General features: G+C 53.3%; 17 protein-coding genes and 1 tRNA gene. 10 read left to right on the forward strand and 8 right to left on the reverse strand.

Annotated features, from left to right (window positions below; translation table 11 throughout):
* Positions 1 to 27 precede the first annotated feature (27 nt).
* The 7 genes from BK816_RS02295 to BK816_RS02325 all read right to left on the reverse strand — a co-directional run bounded on the left by BK816_RS02295 (position 28) and on the right by BK816_RS02325 (position 9917).
* A complete protein-coding gene (locus BK816_RS02295) occupies positions 28 to 816 on the reverse strand; it encodes a (Fe-S)-binding protein (RefSeq protein ID WP_071163739.1) in 789 nt (262 codons plus the stop codon).
* 203 nt (positions 817 to 1019) lie between these two features.
* Positions 1020 to 2717 (reverse strand): L-lactate permease, encoded by a 1698-nt coding sequence (locus BK816_RS02300; RefSeq protein WP_071163740.1) that lies wholly within the window; start codon positions 2715 to 2717, stop codon positions 1020 to 1022.
* A 99-nt stretch (positions 2718 to 2816) separates the two neighbouring features.
* Entirely contained in the window at positions 2817 to 4340 is a 1524-nt protein-coding gene (glpK, locus tag BK816_RS02305) for a glycerol kinase GlpK (RefSeq protein WP_071163741.1), read from the reverse strand.
* A complete protein-coding gene (locus tag BK816_RS02310) occupies positions 4328 to 6055 on the reverse strand; it encodes a glycerol-3-phosphate dehydrogenase/oxidase (RefSeq protein ID WP_071163742.1) in 1728 nt (575 codons plus the stop codon). The genes glpK and BK816_RS02310 overlap by 13 nt, the downstream gene beginning before the upstream one ends.
* A 116-nt stretch (positions 6056 to 6171) precedes the next feature.
* A complete protein-coding gene (locus BK816_RS02315; protein ID WP_071163743.1) occupies positions 6172 to 6732 on the reverse strand; it encodes an NYN domain-containing protein in 561 nt (186 codons plus the stop codon).
* A 90-nt stretch (positions 6733 to 6822) separates the two neighbouring features.
* Complete coding sequence (locus BK816_RS02320; protein ID WP_071163744.1) at positions 6823 to 7539, reverse strand: PspA/IM30 family protein; 717 nt, start codon at positions 7537 to 7539, stop codon at positions 6823 to 6825.
* 239 nt (positions 7540 to 7778) lie between these two features.
* The gene (locus BK816_RS02325; protein ID WP_071163745.1) at positions 7779 to 9917 is read right to left on the reverse strand and encodes a TPM domain-containing protein; all 2139 of its coding nucleotides are present in this window, start codon (positions 9915 to 9917) and stop codon (positions 7779 to 7781) included.
* Positions 9918 to 9936: 19 nt separating this feature from the next.
* On the opposite strand from BK816_RS02325, the gene BK816_RS02330 reads away from it, so the two are divergent.
* The 5 genes from BK816_RS02330 (at position 9937) to BK816_RS02350 (ending at position 17046) form a co-directional block, all read left to right on the forward strand.
* Positions 9937 to 10632 (forward strand): HAD family hydrolase, encoded by a 696-nt coding sequence (locus BK816_RS02330; RefSeq protein ID WP_071163746.1) that lies wholly within the window; start codon positions 9937 to 9939, stop codon positions 10630 to 10632.
* 109 nt (positions 10633 to 10741) lie between these two features.
* Positions 10742 to 15310 (forward strand): hypothetical protein, encoded by a 4569-nt coding sequence (locus tag BK816_RS02335; protein ID WP_071163747.1) that lies wholly within the window; start codon positions 10742 to 10744, stop codon positions 15308 to 15310.
* Complete coding sequence (locus tag BK816_RS02340) at positions 15303 to 15515, forward strand: hypothetical protein (RefSeq protein WP_071163748.1); 213 nt, start codon at positions 15303 to 15305, stop codon at positions 15513 to 15515. The genes BK816_RS02335 and BK816_RS02340 overlap by 8 nt, the downstream gene beginning before the upstream one ends.
* Before the next feature lie 308 nt (positions 15516 to 15823).
* On the forward strand, positions 15824 to 16240 hold the full coding sequence (locus BK816_RS02345) for a hypothetical protein (protein ID WP_071163749.1): 417 nt from the start codon (positions 15824 to 15826) through the stop codon (positions 16238 to 16240).
* Between the two features lie 203 nt (positions 16241 to 16443).
* Positions 16444 to 17046, forward strand: coding sequence for a hypothetical protein (locus BK816_RS02350; protein ID WP_071163750.1), 603 nt, complete (start codon positions 16444 to 16446; stop codon positions 17044 to 17046).
* Between the two features lie 131 nt (positions 17047 to 17177).
* Here the strand turns inward: BK816_RS02350 and mscL are convergent, their stop codons facing one another.
* Positions 17178 to 17564: a large conductance mechanosensitive channel protein MscL gene (gene mscL, locus BK816_RS02355; protein WP_071163751.1), complete on the reverse strand. Its 387-nt coding sequence runs from the start codon at positions 17562 to 17564 to the stop codon at positions 17178 to 17180.
* A 289-nt stretch (positions 17565 to 17853) separates the two neighbouring features.
* On the opposite strand from mscL, the gene BK816_RS02360 reads away from it, so the two are divergent.
* From BK816_RS02360 to BK816_RS02380, 5 genes are all read left to right on the forward strand, one after another.
* Positions 17854 to 18762, forward strand: coding sequence for a UTP--glucose-1-phosphate uridylyltransferase (locus tag BK816_RS02360; RefSeq protein WP_071163752.1), 909 nt, complete (start codon positions 17854 to 17856; stop codon positions 18760 to 18762).
* Between the two features lies 1 nt (position 18763).
* The gene (locus tag BK816_RS02365; RefSeq protein ID WP_071163753.1) at positions 18764 to 19978 is read left to right on the forward strand and encodes a molybdopterin molybdotransferase MoeA; all 1215 of its coding nucleotides are present in this window, start codon (positions 18764 to 18766) and stop codon (positions 19976 to 19978) included.
* Positions 19971 to 20636 carry a GNAT family N-acetyltransferase gene (locus BK816_RS02370; RefSeq protein WP_170299650.1) on the forward strand — a complete coding sequence of 222 codons (666 nt, stop codon included), beginning with the start codon at positions 19971 to 19973 and terminating at the stop codon, positions 20634 to 20636. The genes BK816_RS02365 and BK816_RS02370 overlap by 8 nt, the downstream gene beginning before the upstream one ends.
* 144 nt (positions 20637 to 20780) lie before the next feature.
* Positions 20781 to 22025 (forward strand): hypothetical protein, encoded by a 1245-nt coding sequence (locus BK816_RS02375; RefSeq protein ID WP_071163754.1) that lies wholly within the window; start codon positions 20781 to 20783, stop codon positions 22023 to 22025.
* Between the two features lie 108 nt (positions 22026 to 22133).
* A tRNA-Ala gene (locus BK816_RS02380) sits at positions 22134 to 22209 on the forward strand.
* Positions 22210 to 22219: the final 10 nt, after the last annotated feature.

Consider the following 22219-nt stretch of genomic DNA (forward strand, 5'->3'; position numbering starts at 1 on the left):
CAAACCAGTTTTTTCTTCGCTCATTTCTTACACCCCCAAAGTTGTGTTAGTGCTTGGCGATACCCAAGGCTCATCCTTGGTGCCTGCGAGGATTTCTGCTAGGTGCATGACGCGAATACCCGCGCGGATACGCGAGAGGCCACCGCCAATGTGCATCAAGCATGAGTAGTCACCAGCGCAGAGAATTTCGGCCTTGGTCGAGGCAATGTTGGTCATCTTGTCGGCCAACATTGCGGTCGAGGTTCCGGAGTTCTTCATGGCGAAGGTACCACCGAAGCCACAGCAAGACTTTTCTTCCGGTAGGGGGACAAAGTCGATGCCTTCTACATTCTGCAAGAGACGGTATGGCTTGTCGCCTACCTTGGCAACACGCATGGAGTGGCAGGTGGGGTGGTAGGTGACTCGGTGTGGGAAGTACGCGCCCACATCTTCGAGGCCGAGGACGTCTACCAAGAGTTCCGATAGTTCGTAGGTTTTGCCTGCGATGGCTTGGGCTTTTTTGCCGAGTTCGGTACGGCCAGCATCATCTGCAACCAACTTTTGCTGGTGACGGATGGAGCCGGTGCAAGAGCCAGAGGGCACGACGATTGCATCCCACTCACCATCTAGAACAGGTTCAAAAGTACGTACGTGGTTTTCAATAATAGGCAGGGCTTCTTTAAAGTAGCCAGTGTTGACGTGCATCTGTCCACAGCAGGCCTGCGACTGCGGGAAGACGACTTCGTGACCGAGACGTTCTAACAAGTGCACCGTTGCCTGTGGTGCTTGAGGGAACTGTGCGTCACCAATGCACGTGGCGAATAAAGCAATTTTCACAATTACTCCGCTCCGAGTTGGGATATTAACTCTTCCACTCTACGCAATCTCGGCTCTGGCGGTTTTATCTGCTTTTGCCGGTAAATCAAAGTGGCGGATTTATGCGAAAAGGTGGTTGATAAGAGGGTGTTTAAAAACCTCTTATCAACCACCTTTTAGATGACAAAGCAGTCACTAAAATATTGTCATAACTCGTTATGACCCTAGTTCACGACTAGTTCTGGTAGATAAGCGCCCATCCAGCCTTGTGAGGCCGCGAAGACCAAAATGCCTAGGAAGAGGAGCAAACCGATCGAGATGGGAGCAACTTTGCGCAAGATTTCGGATTCGGTACCTGGTTCGCCGATGGCCGTGGCTGCAATGGTCAGGTTCTGTGGGGAGACGATCTTACCGAGCCCGCCACCGATGGTGTTAGCAGAAAGCAAGACCCCTGGGTTCAAGTGAGCACCGGCAGCAGCAGTCGACTGCAAGTTGGCGAAGAGGGCACCAGCTGACGTGGCGGAACCGGCGACGGCGGTTCCCAGCCAGCCCAAAGTGGGGGAGAGGAAACCGAAAGCAGCCCCGGTGAGAGCCAAGGCCGCACCGATTGAAGTGGTCTGACCCGAGAAGTTCATGACGAAGGCCAAAGCCATCACCATGGCGATGGTCAAAATCGAAAGGCGCAAGTTGTAGACCGTATTGGCCAAGGTAGCAAAGCCTTTTTGGATGGTCATGGGGTAGCGGCCCTCGGAATCGGTGGCAGCGTACAAGAACACCACAATAATGGCCGCAACGAAAATCCAAGTGCCTGGGTTAGACAGGGTTTGGAGATTGTAGATTGCCGAGGTTGCTGGAGTGCCATCAGCGTTAAGGAGCTGACCGTAAACTCCTGGCCACTTAAGTTTGAGATCGGTGGCCTTGAGAGCCTGATCGATATCAACCCCGAGTTTCCATAGTTTGGTGAAAGCGATCAAAACGACGACTAGTACGTAGGGGGCCAAAGCCAAGCTAATGCGGCTAGCCGAGGGCGCAGAAGCCGCGTCAACCTGGGAACGGTATTCGTCTGGGGTCTTCGGAGTCCAAACCAATAAGAAGAGGTAGGCTGCACCGAAGCCGAGCAATGATGCCAATACTGCGGTCAGTTCGTAGCTGAAGGAAGCAGTGAAGAAATGGCCAGCGGCGGTAACTGCGCCAACCACAAGGGCCAAAGGCCAAAGCTGAGCGACACCACGTTTGCCGTCCATCATGGCTAGCAGAATGAGTGGGATGAAAACAGCGATAAATGGGGTGATATGACCCATGACGTTGGCGACGTAAGTAGGAGCTACTCCGCCGAGTTTACCGGCGGTAGTTACCGGAATGGCCATCGCGCCAAAGCCGACGTTAATAGCATTGCCTACCACGGTGACGGCAGCAGCTTTCAATGGCTTGACCCCAAGGGTGACCAGCATGGCGGCCACAATAGCAACTGGGGCACCGAAACCTGCAAGGCCTTCAAGCAAACCACAGAAGCTGAAAGCCACGATAAGCGCTTGGGCGCGCACGTCACCTTTGCCGACGGTGTTGAACACGGAGCGCAGGTCATCGGAGCGGCCGCTGACTTCAGTGAGGTTGTAGAGCCAGACTGCCGCGATGATGATGTAAATAATCGGCATGAAGCCGAGGGCGAGACCTTGCGTACCGGCGGCCAATGTCATGCCAAAGGGCATCTTGAAGCCCACAATGGCGATCACTACCGCCAACAGAAAAGAAATAATGGCACACCAGTGAGTTTTAACTTTAAAAGCACCTAGCAAAACAAAAAATGCCAAAAGTGGAATTAAGCCGACGAGGGCGGTGACTACTACGGAGCCGCCGATCGCTTGAGGATTCGGGGTAAAGGAAGCGGCCCCCAATCCTGCTTGGAGTAAAGGCGAAATCATAATAAATACACTTTCGATTAATAGCGAATACTAAATCCAGCTAAGCTGCTTTGCTCAACTGTATCTGTCAGTTGAAGATATTTAAGGATAAACCTAAACCTAGCCTTCGGCTAGTACATCCTCATCTACCCAATCGAGAGTTCTGTCCACGGCCTTGGCCCAAAGACGCATTTTGCGGGCGGCAACTTCACGTTCCATTTGTGGCTGCCAGGTTTTACCCTCTTGCCAGTTGTTACTGATTTCATCAAGCGAAGACCAGTAATCTGCGCCCAAGCCAGCGGCATAGGCCACACCAAGTGCGGTAGTTTCGGCAACTTTAGGGACGGAAACAGGCATTCCTAAAATGTCTGCCTGGAACTGCATGAGCAGGTTATCGCGGGTCATGCCGCCATCGACTTGTAAACAGGTTAACTCGACCTCGGCATCCTGTTTCATGGCTGCAAGTACTTCGGCGCTTTGGAAAGCGGTGGCTTCCTCGACGGCTCGGGCTAAGTGGGCTTTGGTGTTGAAGCGAGTCAAACCAACAATTGCGCCGCGCGCATCGGGACGCCAGTGAGGGGCGAAAAGACCAGAGAAGGCTGGAACGAAATAAACCCCGCCATTGTCGTCAACGCTCTTCGCTAGCTCTTCGACCTCGGCCGCGGAGGAAATAATGCCTAGGTTGTCTCGCAACCATTGCACTAAAGAACCTGCCACTGCGACCGAACCTTCCAGGGCGTAAACGGGTGCTTCGTCACCAATTTGGTATGCCAAAGTGGTAAGCAAACCATTTTCCGAGATAGCTGGCTTGGTGCCAGTATTAAGCAGCATAAAGCAGCCGGTCCCGTATGTATTTTTGACATCCCCTGGGGTGAAACAAGCTTGTCCGAAACAAGCAGCCTGCTGGTCACCGAGGATGCCGGTGATAGGAGTATCGATTAGCAGACCATTCTTGCGACCATGCCCGAACAAGCCCACTGAAGGCTTAATCTCTGGCAACATTTGGCGAGGAACGTCAAAAGCTTCGCACAAGTCATCTCGCCACTTTAGGGTGTGCAGATCCATCAGCATGGTACGCGAGGCATTGGTGACGTCAGTGGCGTGAACCCCGCCGTCACTACCGCCGGTGAGATTCCACAGTACCCACGTGTCCATCGTGCCAGCCAATAACTCGCCAGCTTCGGCACGCTCGCGGGCGCCCTCGACGTGGTCCAAGATCCACTTAATCTTTGGCGCCGAAAAATAGGTAGCTAATGGTAGACCGCAAGCTGCTTGGAAACGTTCTTTGCCTCCGTCTTTCGCCAGCTCTTGGCAGATTTGTTCGGTGCGAACATCTTGCCAGACAATGGCGTGATGGATTGGTTTGCCGGTGCCTTTTTCCCAAACCACGACGGTTTCGCGTTGATTGGTAATCCCAATTCCGGCCAACTGGTGGCGGTTAATTTCTGCCGAGGACAGTACTTGTGCCACCACACGGCGAGTATTTTTCCAAATTTCGGTGGCATCATGCTCGACCCAACCGGCTTTGGGAAAGTACTGTTTGTGCTCTAATTGGGCGACCTCTCGAACTTGACCGTCATGGTCAAAGAGCATGGCACGGGTAGAAGTGGTGCCCTGGTCGATCGCGAGTACTAGTTTTTCCATGAGGTGACCTCGCCGGCAGTGCCGCGTCGAGCCTGAGCAGCCTGCTCATCTCGAATCAATGCCGCGGCGGCCTCGGCTTCGCAGCGTTCTTGATACTTTTGCAGTTCGGCCTGCTTGGTGGCTTCGTCCCATCCAAGGTATTTCGCCGCAATCTCGGCTACTTCTGCCGCCGCACTTAAACCCTTGTCCTTGGATTCGTAGTTCAAGTGGGTGCGTAAGGCCATTAAGTCTTCAAGATGCATTGCCCCCTCGTGGGTGCAAGCGAAGGCGACCTCGGCCCGCAAATACTGCGGCGCTTCCTTGAGTGGCTCGGCCAAGCTTTCATCGTCGACGCACATTTCTTGCAGGAGTTCGATGTCGCTGCCATAACGGTGTAGGAGTGCTTCAACTCGACCAGTTTCCCAGCCAGTCGTCTTGGCCAGCTTTTTCCGGCGATTCCAATAGCCGGCATAACCGTCAGCACCACACAACAAGATCTTGTCAGTGACTGAAGGACGCGTTTTTGCCGTTTGCTTACCGAGGGCGAAATCTACGGCGTCTTTAGCCATCACTCGATAGGTGGTTAGCTTGCCACCAGCGATAACGCTAAGACCGGGTGCGGCCGCAGTGACTGTGTGCTCGCGGGAGACCTTGGTGGATTTGGCTTTGTCGTCATCCTTGGTGCCTGGTTGTAGGAGTGGACGGAGCCCAGCCCAAGTACCGATGATGTCATCGTGAGTGAGGTTGCTGGAAAGAACCGCATTGGCATGATCCAAAATGTAATCAATGTCTTCCGCACAGGCGACGGGATGCTCAAGGTTCTCATGGTACTTGGTGTCGGTGGTGCCGATCACCCAGTAGCGATCCCATGGGATGATGAAAAGTACAGATTTTTCAGTGCGAAGGAACAAGCCGGTCTTGCCCTTAATGCGATCCTTGGGGACCACAATGTGGATGCCCTTGGAGGCCAGAACTTTGAGCCCACCATTGGTGTGAGCGAGGCTTTGGGTTTCTTCGGTCCAAACACCGGTGGCTTGGATAACCTGCTTGGCTCGGACTGGGAATTCGTGGCCAGTTTCGAGGTCACGAAGGCGAGCTCCTACGACAGTGTTACCTTCGCGGAGATATTCGACCACCGCGGTTCGGCTGGCAGCCAACGCTCCATGCTTGATGGCGGTACGGATTAGGGTCATGACCAGACGGGCATCATCTACGCGGCAGTCATAGAAGCGAATAGCGCCGGTGGTGGTTTCCGGGCGAATGTCTGGGAAAAGTTCGAGGGCGCCTTTTTGGGAGTAGTGTTTTTGAATTCCCACCGAACCTAGGTGGGCAACTTGGGCGAGGGCGTCGTACATGCCAACCCCGATCGCCGAGTAGGTGCGTTCAATTACTGGGGTTTTGAGAGGCCAGAGGAATGGCTGGGCACGAACTAAATGTGGTGCCAGTTTGGTCAGCAACAAACCACGTTCTTTCAGTGCTTCTGCTACCAAGAAGAAGTCGAGGTTGTAGAGGTAGCGCAAACCGCCATGCACGAGTTTGGAGGAGCGAGAGGAGGTTCCTTGTCCCCAATCTTGTGCTTCTACGACACCGGTATTGAGACCACGGGTGGCAGCATCGAGGGCGATACCTGCACCGGTAACACCACCGCCGACTACTAGGACGTCGAGTTCAGGGATTTCTGCTAGCCCTTTGAGGGCAGACTCGCGCTGTTCGAGATTTAATGCTGATTTACTCATTTTGCCTACCTTGCCAAAATATCGCAGTCTTTGCGTTAAATAGTTACCCTCCAGATTACCGCGAAATTTCAGCTTTAGCAGGGCAAATAGTCCCTAAAATAGCCAGAAAATGAGTTTCAGAGGAAATCGTGTGGGTCGAACTCGGATAGTGGAATGATTTCGAGGCGCGGCAAGCTGACTTGGAAAGCGTGAACGTCATATTCGAGGTCATATAGGTGCAAACCGTGATGAGCCATTTCGCCTAGCTGTCCAGAGGCGAATTCGCGGAAACACATTACGCCAACACGACGACCATCGTCGATTAGCGCTTGGAGCTGTGGGGCGAAATCGGCATCATGGGTAGCCAGAATGACGTCGCCATGGCCTTGCTCCAAAATGGCGTCGAGAGTGCGCTGAATGCCAATGTCAACAACTTTTTCGTTGCCTTCCCCAGAAAGGGGGAGTGGGCGGTACGACATCGCAACCAATGCTTGCACGAAGTTCATTGGGATGAAACCACTGGAGGCGTTTAGGAAGAAAAGACCATTGGCGCCACGATCCCAAGTGTCGTAGGCAAAGTCGAGGATGCGATCCCAACGGGGGCGTTCGTCTTTTTCGGGGCGACGCCCAAGCACAGACATGCCTAGAGTCGCATCAATGTTTTCTCCGTCAACTAGAAGATAGGTGGTTCCACTCATGACTACTATTAAACCATTTTTCTTAATAAATCGATATAGTTTCTCCCTGCCAAAAAGTGTTGGCAGGGAGAAACTATCTTAACTAATTATTCAGTCTTGTTTCTTCAGAGCAGCAAAACGAGCGGCGATTTCAGCATCGTCGCCAGCGTTTTCTAGCTCAGCGAACTGACTTTCGAGAGAGTCGGCAGCGAGTTCGCTACGACCCATAGCCATAGCTTCTTCCTTGCGAACGCGCTCTTCGAAGCGTGATAGTTCGGTAGTGGGGTCAAGGACCGAGATCTTCGAAACTGCGTCTTGCACCATGTTCTGAGCAGCGGCAGTCTTTTGGCGAGCAACAAGTTCATCGCGCTTGCCTTTAAGATCTTCAAGCTTGTCGCGCATCTGGTTGATGCCGGCCTTTAGCTTCTCAGCAAGTTCGCGCTGGGACTGGAGCATTGGTTCTGCACTAGCTACTTCCTTTTCTGCAGAGAGCTGCTTGGCTAGGGCGACCTTCGCTAGGTTATCGAACTTGTCGGCTGCGGCATCGTCGCCACCCTTACGAAGTTCGTCAGCTTTGGCGGAAGCGGCGGCGGCTTTTTCGCCCCACTGCTTTACTTCAGCAACGTCCTCTTCGTGATCTTTTTCAGCTAGACGGAGGTTGCCAATGGTTTGCGCAACGGCGGATTCGGCTTCTGCGATGGAGTTCGTGTAGTCACGAATCATCTGATCTAGCATCTTCTCAGGGTCTTCAGCCCGGTCAAGAAGTGCATTGATATTGGCCTTTGCAAGTTGAGTGATACGGCCGAGGATTGATTGCTTTTCTGCCATTATGTTTCCTTTCTTTGCGTCGCAGTTACGACGCCTATTGGCCTTGGGTAGTTAAATCACTACTGGGTTTGATTATCTCAAAAACGTTTAAGTGTGTCCTGTCCAACACCTTTTATCTGGCTTTTCTTCGCTTAGAGTGGAGAAAAGTTGCGAAACGCTATTTAGTTATTATTTGGACCTCGCTAGAGACTTGACGACACGAGTGTCGGTTGGTTGTAGGGGTTAATCGAAATGAGTAGCTAGAAGCTGCCGCCACCGCCGGAGCTGAAACCGCCGCCGAAAGAACCGCCCCCGCCGGAACTAAAGCCGCCACCAAAGGAACCGAAACTGCCTGAGCTGGAGCCCCAGGAAGGTGAGGATGAACCCCAAGAATGTCGTGAACCGCCGTTTAGAATACCTCCGAGGATTAGGCCCTCTAGGAAGCCTCCATTGGAATTCATCGGCCTGGGCGCGCGTTGCTGGTAGCCATTGAGATCGCGATTCACTAGGTCGATTGCAGTTTGGGCTGCCTGGTCCGCTTCTTCCAAGCGAGTGGCGACTTGGTCAGATTCGCTTGCAATACTTTCGCGTGCCTCCCGGAGGGCGTTTTCTGCCTGTGCGAGGGCGGTGCGAGCTTGGTTAGAAGCAACGCCACGGTTCATTTCAAGGTAAGTTCGTGCCCGCATGACCTTTGCGTTGACCGCTGCCAATTTGGTGGAACTGCCGGCCAACTGACGTTTCCGAGCTTCATCCTTGGAGCGATAAGGCTCAAGTGCCAAGTCCAAGGCTTTTTCGGCTTCTGCCAGATTGTTGAGTGCGGCGATTGGATCGGCTCCACCATGACGAGCGTTCTCAGCTGCTGAAATTGCTTGCTTGGCGTCGGCCACGAACTTTTGGAGTGCTAAATCGTTAGGTGCCAGACGTTCCACGTCAGAAAGGTCGGCGCTAATTGAGCTGATAGCACGAACCAAGAGCTCACCTGCTTTCACCAAGGTGTCATGGGCTTGAGAAAGCTGGTTTTGTAGCGTGTGAGCTTGGGTGTACATGCGTTGCGCCAACTCGAGCTGGTGTTTAGCGCTAGCTTTATCGCCTTCGTCCAAGCGTTGCTGGGACTCGTCGAGGGCAGAATTAGCGGCCTCGACTAACTGTTCCATTCGAGGTGGAATTGCGGTCAAAGAATCCAAGTTTGTCTTGGGGAAGGACGCACGCAAAGCAGCCAATTCAGAGGGGGCGGAACGAACGGTGCTGGTCAGTTCCCGTAGACGTTCTCTCATTTGAGGGATCTGGTTGGGGAGCTCGGATTCATCAGTACGCAGTCTTTCGAAAGTTGCCCGGTTCTGATTCAAATCATCGTCGATCTTGCCGGTAATCTGCAAAATCTGTTGGTAAAGGCCGCGCAACTGAGCTTCATTATCGCTGCTATTTGCCTGCGCCAATAGTTCCCAAGCCTGATCAACCTTGGGCTTAGCCTCAGTTAGTACTTTGGCGAAGTCGTCGGTAGCAGCTTGCCCAAACTGTAGACGAGCAAACTCAAGTTCCTCTTCGGCATCGCGCAGACCGTTGTCGATTTCTAATAACTGGTTATTAGCTTGCGTGGCAAGATCTTCCAAAGCTACTTCAGGCTCAGGTGGGGTCTGTGGCTGATAAGTTCCACCGGTAGTGGTGGTGGTCCGCTTTTTCTTCGCTCCAGTCAACTTCGTCATGGCGTAAATCAAAGCGCCAACAAAGGCCATAACAGCTACCCCGAATACTCCAAAAATACCTTGGAATAGACCTCGGCTAGAGTTACCGCTCACCAGTGAATTAGCTAGAGAATCGTCATCTGAATTATTGCCATTTCCGGTGCCATTGAGATCTGCGGCTAACTGGGTAGCTAGATCGCTCATTGCACGGTCCCAGTTGTTGGTTTTCATGCCGTCTTTCAGAGCCGTTTGGAAAGCTCTGTCGACTCTTTGCTTAACGGTGTTATCTAAGTGAGTATCGGGACCATAAATGTGGGCATACTTGCGTTTAGAAATCGAAGCGATTAGGAGGATGTCATTAGCGGCAAGGTGATTAGCCTCCGCATATTGCTCGCCGTAACGCTCTAAGTTGCTGCCAGAGAAATCATTGATTAAGGCTAGTTTCAGATTGACGTCACCAATCTGGCGGCTTGCATTTTCAAAGGTGTTAGCAACTTCCTTTGGGTTCTCGAGTACTCCGGCCTCGTCATTTACTGTCCAGCCAGCATCGGCGCGAGCGATTGCCGGAACGCTAAGCATAACTGGTAGGAAGACCATGATGAATCCAAGTAAAAGCGTTAGCGCAGAGCGAGTAATCTGACCTCGACGAGGAGCATGTCGCGAGGTAGATTTGTCGCTATCAGAAGCTGATTTGATTACTCGAGAAAAAATAGTCATGTGCCCATTTTAAAGCATAATGTGTGCTCCCTCACCGATATTTGGTTTGATTCGCCTCGGGCGCAAGTTGCTGAAAGCTAACTTAATCGTTAAGTTTCGAGTTATGAAAGCGGTAGTTTTTGACATGTATGGGGTGCTATATCGTCACGCTGCCCCAGAAGTAATGCATTGGATTATTGGACAGTCTGGTGCTTATATTCAAGGGGTGAGTGCCCAACAATTTTTGACTGCTTGGGCACATGACCGTCATTCCATCGATGCTGGACTGGTCAGTTTGGAAGATTATTGGGCTCAAATGAATGAGCTTTGTAATGTTGATTTTGATTGGAAAACCTTCATCGACCTCGAAGCGAAATACTTTGGCAGCACGGATCATGAAATGCTAGATTTTGCCCGCGAAATTAAAGCGAGAGGCTATCGGATCGGGATTCTTTCAAATATTCCCGAGTATATGAACCGGGCAGTCTATGATCATTTGGAATGGTTTTCTGAATTTGACGTTGTAATCCGCTCATGTGAACACGGCTTAGCTAAGCCCGACCTCGAAATTTATCAACTGACTGCTCAACAACTGGGGATCGAACCGCAAAATATTCTCTTTCTCGACGACAATGAAGCGAATATAACCGGGGCGAAAAAAGCTGGCATGATAGCTCACCTTCACCATGACTTAGAGGAAACGCGCCGGATAGTTGACGATTTTCTCGCCGATTAGTCCACAACCTTGCGCGTGCCTGCACCGCTAATTGCCAGTTAGTAGGTAGCCTAGAAAGGTGAGTCCAAAGCGTCTTTTTCGCTCCACCCCTGTAAATACGGAGGAAACCGTGAGCAAACGTGAAGAAACTGCCCCTCAGGTTGACCAAACGGTAGCACCCCAGGGGCTAGTCCTTGACCCTAAAATCATGGATGTTTGCGAGCAATGGCAAACTGAACTGATGGAGCATACGCCCCGTAATGGCGGCCGCATGCCGATTTTGGACTTGACTCACGCACACCCTTCGGGACTTGCTCAGCTCTATACCGAACGAGTCGTCCCGCTTTCAAATCTATTGCGCGAACCTACAGCCTATAAGTATGGGCAGCGGCAATTGCGAGCCCTCATGCAGTCGGCTGGGGCACGAGCTGCAGAATATGGAATCGCCACGATCCACTTGGCGGTTGGGGTAGCTTACTGGTTGGACTCACAATCGGAACCAGATGCTAACGGCAAACCTACAAATGAAAAAAGTAGCCCGGTATTCTTGCGCCCAGTAGTTGTCGGCGGGGATGAAAACGAATACACGGTCACTTTGCAGCCAGCTGTTATGGTGAGCCCCGATCTATTGCAAGCCTTAAAGCAGGCACGGATCGATTTGACCGAGGACGATTTAATCCGTGCAGCCTATTCCCGGCAAGGCTTTAGCCCCACGCCAGCTTTGGACTTGCTCCGCACCACCTGCGCCCAGAGCGATATGCAATCGGTGCAGATCTATGAACACCTATTGGTTGGCCTCTATGCTAACCCGTTGGCGGCAGTGATTGACGCCTACGACCAACCAGAAAAGTTGCAAGAATCGACTCTCGTTCGAGCGCTAGCAGGTGATCGTCAAGCGTGTATCGACCTCGATGAGCAGCTCCCAGTTTTTAATGGCGCGGATCGTGATCCTGACCAAGAAAAAGGGATTGGTGATTTAGACCCAACTGGTCAGCACATTCTGGAAGTGGCTCGCGCGAAACGCTCTTTCGTCGTTGACGCCCCTCCCGGGACTGACATTCAAGGACTGGTAGCTGCCTTGGTAGTTGACCAAGCAATGGCTCAGGGCTCTTGTTTGTACACCACTACTGACCTTTCAAATGCGCATGCCTTGGTCGCGACATTGGATGCGCATCGGATGCGACACTTGGTTGCCGACCTGACTGATGCTAGGAACTGGCAGAAACACTTGCAAGAGAGCATTCAAGGTGCCCTCGACTACTTGTTTACCACTCCGCCACCTAGCGAACTGCAACCGATTCCTGATTCTTTCGAGGGCGACGATGCTCAAGATTTGTTAGCGTCTAGCGCTGCGATGCGGGCACCGATGTTGGAAGCGCAAATGGCAGAAGCAAGTGCCAGCGATGAAGCCAACGAGACCATGATGGATGTAACCGGGATGCGCACACAGTTGCGAGCCCGTCGCGATACCATGTCTCGCTACACCACCCACCTGCATCGTGAACACGAGGTTTGGGGAGCTAGCCCACACAAAGCTCTGCAGGTATTGGCTGACCTAATCGGAATGCACCCAGCTCCACGAACCAAGGTACGTTTGCCTGAGGAAGTCTGCCGACTCATCCACGCCGATGGGGGAGCTGCAGCGCGGACTGCTTTGGAAGATGCGGCCGCCCTCGGCCTGTTTACTCCATCGAAGACGAGGCACGCATGGCGTGACGCCCAGATCGAGGACGAACAGTTGGTGCCGGAAGTCGTTTCGGCAGTTGAGGCCCTGCAGAATGGGGAGCTTTCCTCGCTTCGTTTGGCCATGAGTCGCACGGCTTCAGAAACCGGATTGCGTCCGGCCACGACTCTGGCTGCTTGGCAGGAACAGCTGGAGATGCTTGACGGGGTTCGTGAAGCGCTAGATATCTTCTCTCCGATGATTTTTGAACGCTCAGCTGCCGACATGATTATCGCTACCGCCACCCCGAAATGGCGTCGTGATCATGGTTTGAACATGGGCATGACGATGCGTCGTCGCCTGACCAAGCAGGCGAAAGAGATGGTCCGTCCGGGACGTGAAATCCCAGACTTGAATGCCGCTTTGCGTCAGGTGCAAGAACAGCGTCAGATTTGGCAGCGGCATGCGGAAGCCGGTGGCTGGCCACGACTTCCTGGCAATCTCGACCAAATGAAGCGCGATACCGAAATCGCGGCTGCCCACGTGAAGCTTCTATCCGGTGCTTTGTCTACTCATCGTGGTGATCTGACCCAGATGGAAGTAGGGGATTTGGCACAGATTGTTTCGCAGTTGGCCCAAGAAACCGCTGGCGCGTACTCGTTGCCAGCTTGGCATGAGATTAACTCTCGGATTGCGAACTTGGGGTTGACTGAGTTTGTTCGTGACATGCAAGACCGAGGAGTAACTTCGGAAATGCTTGTTCCCGAGCTCGATTTGGCTTGGTGGGCTTCAGTGCTAATGCTCATGTTGCGCGATGACAGTGACTTTAAGGCGATGGATGGCCCAACCCTCGAGCGTTTGACGGCACAGTTGCGCGACCTTGATCGGGCTCAGGTCGAATCCCTGACCGGCGCGGTTATTCGGATGGCACGGGCCCGCACCTTGTCGGTAGCCCAAGCACACGCTACTGAACTAGACGAAGTGCAGGATTATCTGTTGGATAATCGCGCTCCTGACATGATGCTGCTGCTTGAACGCCACCCATGGCTGTGGGACATGTTGCCGATTAGGGTGATGCCACCAGTTTTGGCTACCCAGCTATTCTCGTCCACTTTCCCTTCCCTGGTTTTGGATCGGGTGGGAATGGTTCCTGCAGCTCAGATGATGCCTTTGTTGTCGCGGGCGCAAACCGTGGTTGCTTTGGGTGATCCCCGTATTGTTTCTGGGGGCTTGTGGCAGGGGCTTTGTGAGGTATTACCACACGTACAAGCGCCAGCAGCTCGGACTCGGACTCATCAGTCGGTAGCGACACTTTTGGCTCGTCACGGTTACGCCCAGTGGGTCGCTCCGATCCCGACACCGCGACCACTTTCGCGCATTAGTTTGGTTAGCGTTGAGGGCCGCGGTACTCCCGCCCTCGGTTCTAGCGTCGTTGAGTCCACTTCGCCTGAAGTGCAGCGCGTGGTGGACATGGTGATTGACCATGCCTTGACCAGCCCAGAACAGAGCTTGGCAGTGATTGCCCTGAATGAAAGACATGCGCAGTTACTTTCTGAGGCGATTCTTTCGGCGGTAGCCGGCTCCTTGTCGGTTGACGCCTTCTTCCGGACTGATAAGCCGGAGCCGTTCGTCGTAGCTGACCCACACAATGCGCAGGGCATTGAACGTGATCGAATCATTCTTTCACTGGGCTATGGTAAAACTCCGCATGGTCGACTCATCCATGACTTTGGTGCCGTATCGCAGAGTGAAGGTAAGGTGCTACTCGCATCATTGTTGGCTACCGTTCGTAATGATTTGACGGTAGTGACGGCCTTTAGCTTGGATGATGTCGATCCTAAGCGGATGGATACTCCTGGTAACAAGATGCTGTGGGATATTCTGCAGCTTGCGGCCAATAATGAAGGTCTTGATACCGGTGGCTGGGATACGCTCAGTGAAGCTCCCGATCGTTTGTTGGTTGATCTGGCAGAACGCATGTACCGGATGGGGCTCGACGTGGTACCAAACTTGGGTATCGAGGGCGGTTTCCGCATTCCATTGGCCTTGGGTCACCCAGATGTGCCAGGTGAACTACTAGTGGCTGTCCTCACCGATGACCCGATCTATGTGCGCGAGCCCAGCTTGAGAGTGCGCGATCGCCATGTGATTGAACGTTTGGAAGCAAACGGTTGGGTGGTTAAGCGAGTCTTTTCAACCGCAGCCTTTGCCAACCCACAGGCGGAAGCCGAGGCATTGCTGGAAACTGTTTTGGATGCCGTAGATCTTCGCTTGGGTCGGACCAATGGTCCGGACACCAACGAGATGGCTCCCATGCAGGTGCCGCAGGATATCTCTGACTGGGAGGCCAATGAAGAAGCTCAGCGAGTGGCAGCCGCTACCGGAGCTGAAACCTCGGGCGAGCAGTCGAATGACGCTGGCCTAGCAAGTGACGATTTAGCTGCTGGTGCGCAAGCCTCTGCGGATGAACTAAATGGCGTGCACGAGGCTGAAATTCAGCCTGAACAGTCTGCCGAGGGTGCGGATAATGCTAAGGCGGCCTCGTCCCCAGCTGATGGCGTGATGACTGATGAATCATGGCAGGCAGTTGATTCTCAGGCACTTGGGTTCGATCGTGATGACGAAATGGCTGGTGAAGCAGTTTCGGCCTCGGCCAATGAAATTATTGAGCCAGATCCGGTAACCGGACAGTTGCGACTACCGGGTGAGGATGTCGGTGTGGAAATGCCGAAGATGCTCGCCAACCTGCAAGCGAAGGATCGGGGACCGAAACCTGCTATCGCTACCGGTTTGCCTTTGTCGGCTTACTCAGATTTCCAGCTTGATGAGATGCTTCGCTGGGTAGCAGCCGATGGCTTGCCGCGAACCGAAGAACAATATGTCCATGATTTGCATCGTGCTTTGGGGTTGACTCGAACTGGACGTCAGGTGAACGCAGTTCTGGGCCACGTGATTCGCCGCAACAGTGGGGAGTTGCACTGGCAAGAAACCACTGTTCCCAGCTTTGACGAAGTGCTTGATAATCAAGATGACTGAAAAACGAGAGCGTCGTCGGCGGGTGGCTACCTATATTTCCCCCGCCGACCAAGCGCGCTTGGAACAAGGTTTAACCCCATCTTGGGCTGAGGGGCCGGGTGATGGCTTGGGGGACGAGGAATCCTCGCCCTCGGCCAGCGTAAAAAGTGGGGAAAATGATGCCCGATTACTGGAAAATGTACCCCCGCACCACGTAGCTCACTGAACTTAGCGCTCGGTATAGAATCCTGGCAGACAGCAGGATTTTCCCACTCTTTTGCTACCTTCACAGGGATAGTTTTTAGCAGCAGAAACGGAATGCTTGAGCACCCGGTTGGGCTTGCACTTATAGTTTCTGCTGGTGAGGTGTCGGTCTAAGAAGTTACGGGAAGCAGTTAAACTTGCTTGTGATAGCTAGAAGTGCTGGAAGCAACTCTACGATAATTTGTGACGCAGAATATATTTTCTTAGGTTATTCTAAATTCTAAAGCTTCAGTGAAGTAGCTGAAACTAGCAGCGATTTAGGAGGCTCTGATGCGCACTAGTCACAAGAGAACTACCTTTACTACCTTTGCTCTAATCGCAACTTTAGCCCTCGGGGGAGCCCTTGGTGGTTGCGGCACCAATAACAATACAGTCGGCGAAAATGATCGCCGTCTCCCGATCCAAGATACTCAATACACTGGTGATAACGAAGTCACCTTCAAAGTGATGGGTGGTTCACCAGCCTGTTTTACGGTATATCAGGACTATAAAGAGGAAGACGGCAAACTTAAGGTTGCTTTTTATGAGCGACGAAATGAGAACGTCAATGAATGTACCGCGGTGGGAGTTGTTTACGATATCAAGGTTCCAACCAAGGCGGAAGCAAAACAGCTACAGATTGAACCAATGCCCACCCCAGAAGTGGTTATTGAGAAAACCGTCGAAAAGGGCTCATACGCTCAATAAAACTCAGTTCGTTTCACCGTTATTGACTCTTGCAAAACTTTCAGTATTGAGCTTACTTATCCGATTCGGCAAGAGAGGCATACTAGACCGGGTTGGGTAGGTAGTTAGCGTCTAACTAAACTACTTTCAGTTGTGAAAAACTTCGGGAGTAGAATAGAAGCAAGCTTCACTCGCTCGAAGTTGAGTGCTTGAAAGGAACGCAAATGACTAATCTAGGAACCGGCTATCCCAAAAACTTGGTTGTGCCCGTGCTGCTTTGCTTTGGCTTAAGTCTGACGGCTTGTGGTAGTCCCTCCAATGAGTTTGCGGACTGGGACGCTACCAATAACTCGGTAACATACGAGGGCGGCGATCCCTTAGCGGTGCCAGCAGGACTTCAGGTGCAATCTTGGCGAAACCAGTTCGCTGAAAGTTTGATCAGTTCTCCCGAAGAGCCTATTTTTGTGGGACAAGCGAAGGGCTATAACGAAGCAGTGACTCGTTTGGATCAAGATAAAACCCGCCCAGACACCTGGGAAATAATCGAGAATATCGCCATTTCAGGTCCGAATGAGTTAACTCTAACTGTTTCCTCGGGCGCTCCTAATTGTTATGGTCTTTACGAAACGCATCGGGAACGTGATGGCGTAATTCAAATTGCGGTGATTAATAAGTGGATCGCTGACCAAGATACGATCTGTCCAGCGTATGGGACTAGTCATGAGGTGAAAATTAAAACGATTGCGCCAGCCAAACAGGTATATTTGGTGAAGCTTCCTGATAGCCAAGTGAAATTTGATCACAGGTTAAATACTCCGGAAGAGTAGGCCACTCTTTAGCTTTTCTCGCTCTCGAGGTATTTAGCGGATGAAAAAGGGTCTTCGTAACCAGGATGGTTACGAAGACCCTTTAAGTTTTGGGGTTAAAACCTAGACGGTTTTAACTAGCCACAAACTGCTCAGTGGTTCTGACGAGCCAAGAGGTCGCGGATTTCGGTTAGAAGAGCAACATCTTCGGTAGGAGCAGCGGTTTCTTCTTCCAAACCAGCAGCCTTGCGTTCGCGCATCTTGTTGATCGGAACAACCACGAAGAAGTAGATAGCAGCAGCAACGATCAAGAAGTTGATCAAAGCGGTGATGATGGTGCCTGGGTAGAATTCTGCACCGTTAAGGGTGAAGTGGCCGACCTGGTCGAAGTTTGGCTGACCGAAGATAGCGGCAATGAAGCCCAAGAGTAGGTCGGTGATGGCCTTGATGATTGGAGCGAAGGCGCCAGCGATGATAACACCGACAGCCATATCAACAACGTTGCCACGGGAAATGAAGTCTTTGAATCCTTGAATCATGAGGGGTCCTTTGATTGGGTGGGTAATTTGCGGTCATACCCAGTTTGGTCATAAAAATAGAGGCCGTGTGTGACGACCTCGTACAGTTACTACGCTACCGGTAAAACAGGACGAAAGCCATAGATAAAAGCCGTAAATTACTATGTCTTTGCACACATTTGCATATTTTTGCAATTTGTTATTTTGAGCTATCAAGTTAACGCATTTTTGGTTTGGTGATTTTTCTGGCCATTTGAATTGTGAGGGTTTTCGCGCCCTCGGCTGGCCAAAAACTTGTTAACCTAAAAGCATGGAAAAGCAAACTGCCGCGATTAAACATGCTGTTATCCCTGCTGCGGGCCGGGGAACTCGATTCTTGCCGATTACTAAGTCGGTGCCGAAGGAAGCTTTGCCTTTGGTTGATACACCAGCGATTGAGTATGTGGTGACGGAAGCCGCTCGTGCTGGCTTGGATGATGTGCTGTTGATTAGTTCTGGCTCCAAGCGCGCTTTGGAAGACTATTTCGACCACGATCTCGAACTGGAAGCGACTTTGGCAAAGGATGGCAAGGATGAATTGCTAGCTTTTGCTCGTCGTGGTGCCCAGATTGCGCAGGTGCATTCAGTTCGTCAGGGTGATCCTAAGGGGCTAGGGCACGCAGTTTTGCAGGCGAAGGCGCATGTTGGTCCAAACCCGTTCGCGGTCTTGTTGCCAGACGACATCATGCACCCAGATTCTTCTTTGCTTGAGCAGATGGTTGCTGTTCGCCAGGAGTTCGGGGGTAGCGTGATTGCTTTGATGGAGGTGCCGGCAGATCAGGTACAGGCCTATGGAAATGCCGCGGTAAAGGAACTGCCAGCGGACCAGCTCCCTGAGGGTGTGAAGGCTTTTGAAGTTACTGATCTGGTCGAAAAGCCAGCACCAGGGACGGAACTTTCGAACTACGCGGTGATTGGCCGCTACTTGTTGGCTCCCGAAGTATTTGCTCAGTTGGAGCAGGTACAGCCGGGTGCCGGTGGTGAAATCCAGTTGACTGATGCTCTGTTGGGCTTGTTGCAGGATCCTGCTAGCGGCGGGGTGCGGGCAGTTTTGTGCCAAGACCGTCGTTTCGACACCGGCGACAAGTTCGGTTATTTGACCGCGAATATTGAGTTGGCGCTCGAGGACGAAAAGCTCGGTCCGCGTTTGCGCGAATGGCTCGCGGCCAAGGAGTGGTGAGTTGAAAACTGTTGCTCGTCACGTAAAGGATTGTTTGGCGCTGGTTGGTCAGCTGCCCACCCTTGAAGTGAACTTGGTGGAGGCGGTCGGCTGTATTTTGGCCGAGGACGTGGTCGCCCCTTGGGATTTGCCGGTGACTGACTGTGGTGCCTGTGATGGTTATGCTTTGCGCACGGCCGATGTGCGTGGGGCCAGCCCTGATGAACCGGTTACGTTGACCGTGGTGGAGCAGGTGCGAGCCGGCGACATTAACCCGGTTTCGTTGCTGCCAGGGCACGCGGCGAAGATTGCTTCCGGCGCACCTTTGCCGCTGGGTGCCGACGCGGTGTTGGCTTTGGAATACACGGATGGCGGTTTGGCGCGGGTGCAGATTCGTTCGGCCCCACAGGTGGGCGAGAATATTCGTCGTCAGGCCGAGGACGTGGCCGCTGGTAATCCGATTGTGCCTGCAGGTACCCGAATTGGTCCTCGCCAGGTGGCCTTGTTGGCTGGGGCTGGCCGTGAGCGCGTGCTGGTTCGTCCGCGCCCTCGCGTGGTGGTTATTTCGATTGGTGATGAACTGGTCGGCCCTGGGTCTTCTCCGCGTCCAGGCCAGGTCTTTGACGCTAATGGCCATGCTTTGGCAACTGCGGCGGCAGATTTGGGGGCGCATGTTTTCCGCGTGGGCCCGGTTTCTGACCAGCGCGGCGCTTTGCGTAACGTGATTGAGGATCAGGTGCTTCGTGCCGATTTGATTATCACTACCGGTGGCTTGTCGCGGAGCGAATCCGATACTTTGGCCGAGGTGCTCGAACCGTTGGGCGAGGTGAATTTCTCCCCGGTGGCTATGTGGCCTGGCCGTATCCAGGGCGTGGGCCTCGTGGGCAATGGGGTTCCGATTCTTTGCTTGCCGGGCGACCCGGTGGCAGCCCAGGTTTCGTTTGCCGTTTTTGCTTACCCGGCTTTGCGGGCGATGGCGGGTTGGTCTAACCAGTTCCGTCCTACTTTGCGGGCGAAGGTGGACCGTGGCTGGTATTCGCCGCGCGGTCGCCGTGAGTTCGTGCGCGTGCGCCTCGAAGGTGACCCGGATAAGGGCTATTTGGCTCGGGTTCAGGGCGGGCCGCACCAGTTGTTGCTTTCCGCCCTCGGTACTTCTAATGCTTTGGCTGTGGTGCCCGAGGACGTGACCGATGTGCAGATGGGCGATGAGCTCGTTTGTATTTTGCTTGATGACTAGTTTGCGCGAATGGTTCGATGAGCGCCGCACTCTGCGTGAGTGGGGTTCTTTGGAGCTGGTTGCGCCCAAGCCATTATTGGGCACTTTGCGGGGCGTGTCTGATTTGCGCTTGCGGGGCATGCGCGGCCGGGACCATGAGGACATGCTACGTTTGCGGGTCGCTAACCAGGAGTGGTTGACTCCCTGGGAGGCAACCATGCCCCCGAATACCGGACAGTCTTTACCGACGGTGTCCCAGTTTTGTCGGCAGAGCGATCAGCAGGTTGGCCGTGGTTTGTTGGCACCGTTTTCGATCTGGGTTGATGGTGAGCTGGCCGGTGAGGTCAATGCGTACGCGGTTAGCTGGCAGTCGCTTTGTTCGGGAATGCTGGGGTATTGGTTGCGGGCCGAGGACGCGGGCCGGGGCATTATGCCGGCTTCGATTGCTTTAGCGACCGATTATTTGTTGGGGGAGTCGGGCTTGCACCGTCTCGAGGTGAATATCATGCCCCATAATGATGCTTCGCTGCGGGTGATGGAAAAGTTAGGCTGGCGCTGTGAGGGGCGCCGAGCCGACTACATGTACATTCAGGGAAAGTGGCAAGATCATCTTTCTTTTGCCACCACGGTCGAGGAGTTACCTGCGGGTGGTTGGACCGAGTTTTTGAGCCGGCCCTAATTTCTTTGTTGCTGCGATTTTTGCGGGGGAGCGCCCTCGGCAAATTTGGGCTAAATTTCAAGCGAATTTTACCTTTTTCGGCGTGCCATGTCGGGTGTTTGCCTTGGGGTGAATTAGGTTAGGCGTGTGGAGATTGCAGGATGGATGTTTGGCGCACTGGCACTTTTGTTGCTGGGCGCTTTTGTCCCGCTAATCTCGATGCAGCGTGCGGCAGACGCGCAGATGCACGAAGAGGATCGCTTTTCGGCGAATTTGCGTTTGTTGACACCGACGGAAAAGTCTCGCGTTTACGCAGACTTGGACCACCGGGTGGCTTTGCATCCAGCCGGTATTGACCCGACCGCGCCCATCACGAAAGAGGGCATGATTATGAAGCAGGAACAGATGAAAACCTCCGCTACTATGGCTGGCATGTTGGCCCAGCGTGCTGCGGTAATCGGCGAGTTGTCGGTTAGTGCGAAGCGTCGCCGTGCGGTGGTGGCTTTATTGGCTCTGCTAGCGATTGCGTTGGTGGCGTTGGTGGCCACATCGGTGCTCACTTCTTGGGCCTATTTAGCGATTCCCGTTGTGGGGATTGTAGCTGCCTTGTGGCACGGTCAGGTGAAAACTAAGCGGGCGATGGCTCGCTTGTCGGACCTTGACGAACAGATTGCTAAGCTTCGGGCTCGTCGCGGCGGCGCTAAAAAGCTGGCCCAGAAGCCTGCTGCTGGAGCGTCTTCCCAGACTGCGAAGAGTGGCCGGAGCGTAAAGTCTAATGTTTCTGCCAATGCGGTTGCTGCCGCTGAGACTGCCAAGAATGAGCCGGCGATCCGTGATTTGCTAGCCGAGGGTGAGACTGTTGAAACGATGGGAAAGGCCGTGTCGGTGGCTGAATCGTCGGTTTCGACAGAGTTGGTCGAAACTGTTTCGGATGAAGTGATCGAGGCCGAGATTGTGGCAGAAGCTGATGACGAGTCTGTTATCGATTCGACTGATGACGCCACCGAGGTACCTGACGCTCAGTTGGCTGAAGAGGAAGAGCCAGAGGCTGTATCGTCTAAGAACGCGGATGAACCGATGACTACTTCTGGTGGGATTAAGGTCAGCGGGGAAGCGGCTCGTCGGGCGACTGCAGTAGCTTCAGCCCCATCGCACTTGGGCGGTGGACGTCCTTGGGCACCGCGCACTTTGCCTCCTTCGACCTACCAGTTGCGCGAGAACGCCCCTAAGCGCCCAATTCGTCCTTTGACCCCACCGGCTGGCATCAGCCCAGATGTTCCTCGCGTGGTTCGCCCTCGGGTTGCTCGCGCCCCACAAACCGGCGCCCTGTCCAGCGCCGAGGTTGCTGCTGGGGCTGGCTTACTTGACGTGGACTCGTTGATCGAGAGCCGCCGCGCCGCCGCCAGCTAACGGTTACCAGCAAAGATAGCCGAAATAAAACGTAGCAAATGGGACCCGATATTTATCGGGTCCCATTTCGCATCCTGGGTGCAAAAGTGCTATTATTTTCGAGTCCTAGGGGCTATAGCGCAGTTGGTAGCGCGTCTCGTTCGCAATGAGAAGGTCGGGGGTTCGATTCCCCCTAGCTCCACCAACTAGATGCT

This window comes from Boudabousia tangfeifanii (assembly GCF_001856685.1).
Lineage (GTDB): Bacteria > Actinomycetota > Actinomycetes > Actinomycetales > Actinomycetaceae > Boudabousia > Boudabousia tangfeifanii.

Bases quoted from the DNA above. Each gene is read 5' to 3' on its own strand.
- mscL (WP_071163751.1), bottom strand. From the start codon at position 17,564: ATGATTCAAGGATTCAAAGACTTCATTTCCCGTGGCAACGTTGTTGAT.
- BK816_RS02310 (WP_071163742.1), bottom strand. From the start codon at position 6,055: ATGAGTAAATCAGCATTAAATCTCGAACAGCGCGAGTCTGCCCTCAAA.
- BK816_RS02375 (WP_071163754.1), top strand. From the start codon at position 20,781: ATGTTTGGCGCACTGGCACTTTTGTTGCTGGGCGCTTTTGTCCCGCTA.
- BK816_RS02340 (WP_071163748.1), top strand. From the start codon at position 15,303: ATGACTGAAAAACGAGAGCGTCGTCGGCGGGTGGCTACCTATATTTCC.
- BK816_RS02345 (WP_071163749.1), top strand. From the start codon at position 15,824: ATGCGCACTAGTCACAAGAGAACTACCTTTACTACCTTTGCTCTAATC.
- glpK (WP_071163741.1), bottom strand. From the start codon at position 4,340: ATGGAAAAACTAGTACTCGCGATCGACCAGGGCACCACTTCTACCCGT.
- BK816_RS02320 (WP_071163744.1), bottom strand. From the start codon at position 7,539: ATGGCAGAAAAGCAATCAATCCTCGGCCGTATCACTCAACTTGCAAAG.
- BK816_RS02325 (WP_071163745.1), bottom strand. From the start codon at position 9,917: ATGACTATTTTTTCTCGAGTAATCAAATCAGCTTCTGATAGCGACAAA.
- BK816_RS02350 (WP_071163750.1), top strand. From the start codon at position 16,444: ATGACTAATCTAGGAACCGGCTATCCCAAAAACTTGGTTGTGCCCGTG.
- BK816_RS02360 (WP_071163752.1), top strand. From the start codon at position 17,854: ATGGAAAAGCAAACTGCCGCGATTAAACATGCTGTTATCCCTGCTGCG.
- BK816_RS02315 (WP_071163743.1), bottom strand. From the start codon at position 6,732: ATGAGTGGAACCACCTATCTTCTAGTTGACGGAGAAAACATTGATGCG.
- BK816_RS02370 (WP_170299650.1), top strand. From the start codon at position 19,971: ATGACTAGTTTGCGCGAATGGTTCGATGAGCGCCGCACTCTGCGTGAG.
- BK816_RS02300 (WP_071163740.1), bottom strand. From the start codon at position 2,717: ATGATTTCGCCTTTACTCCAAGCAGGATTGGGGGCCGCTTCCTTTACC.
- BK816_RS02330 (WP_071163746.1), top strand. From the start codon at position 9,937: ATGTGTGCTCCCTCACCGATATTTGGTTTGATTCGCCTCGGGCGCAAG.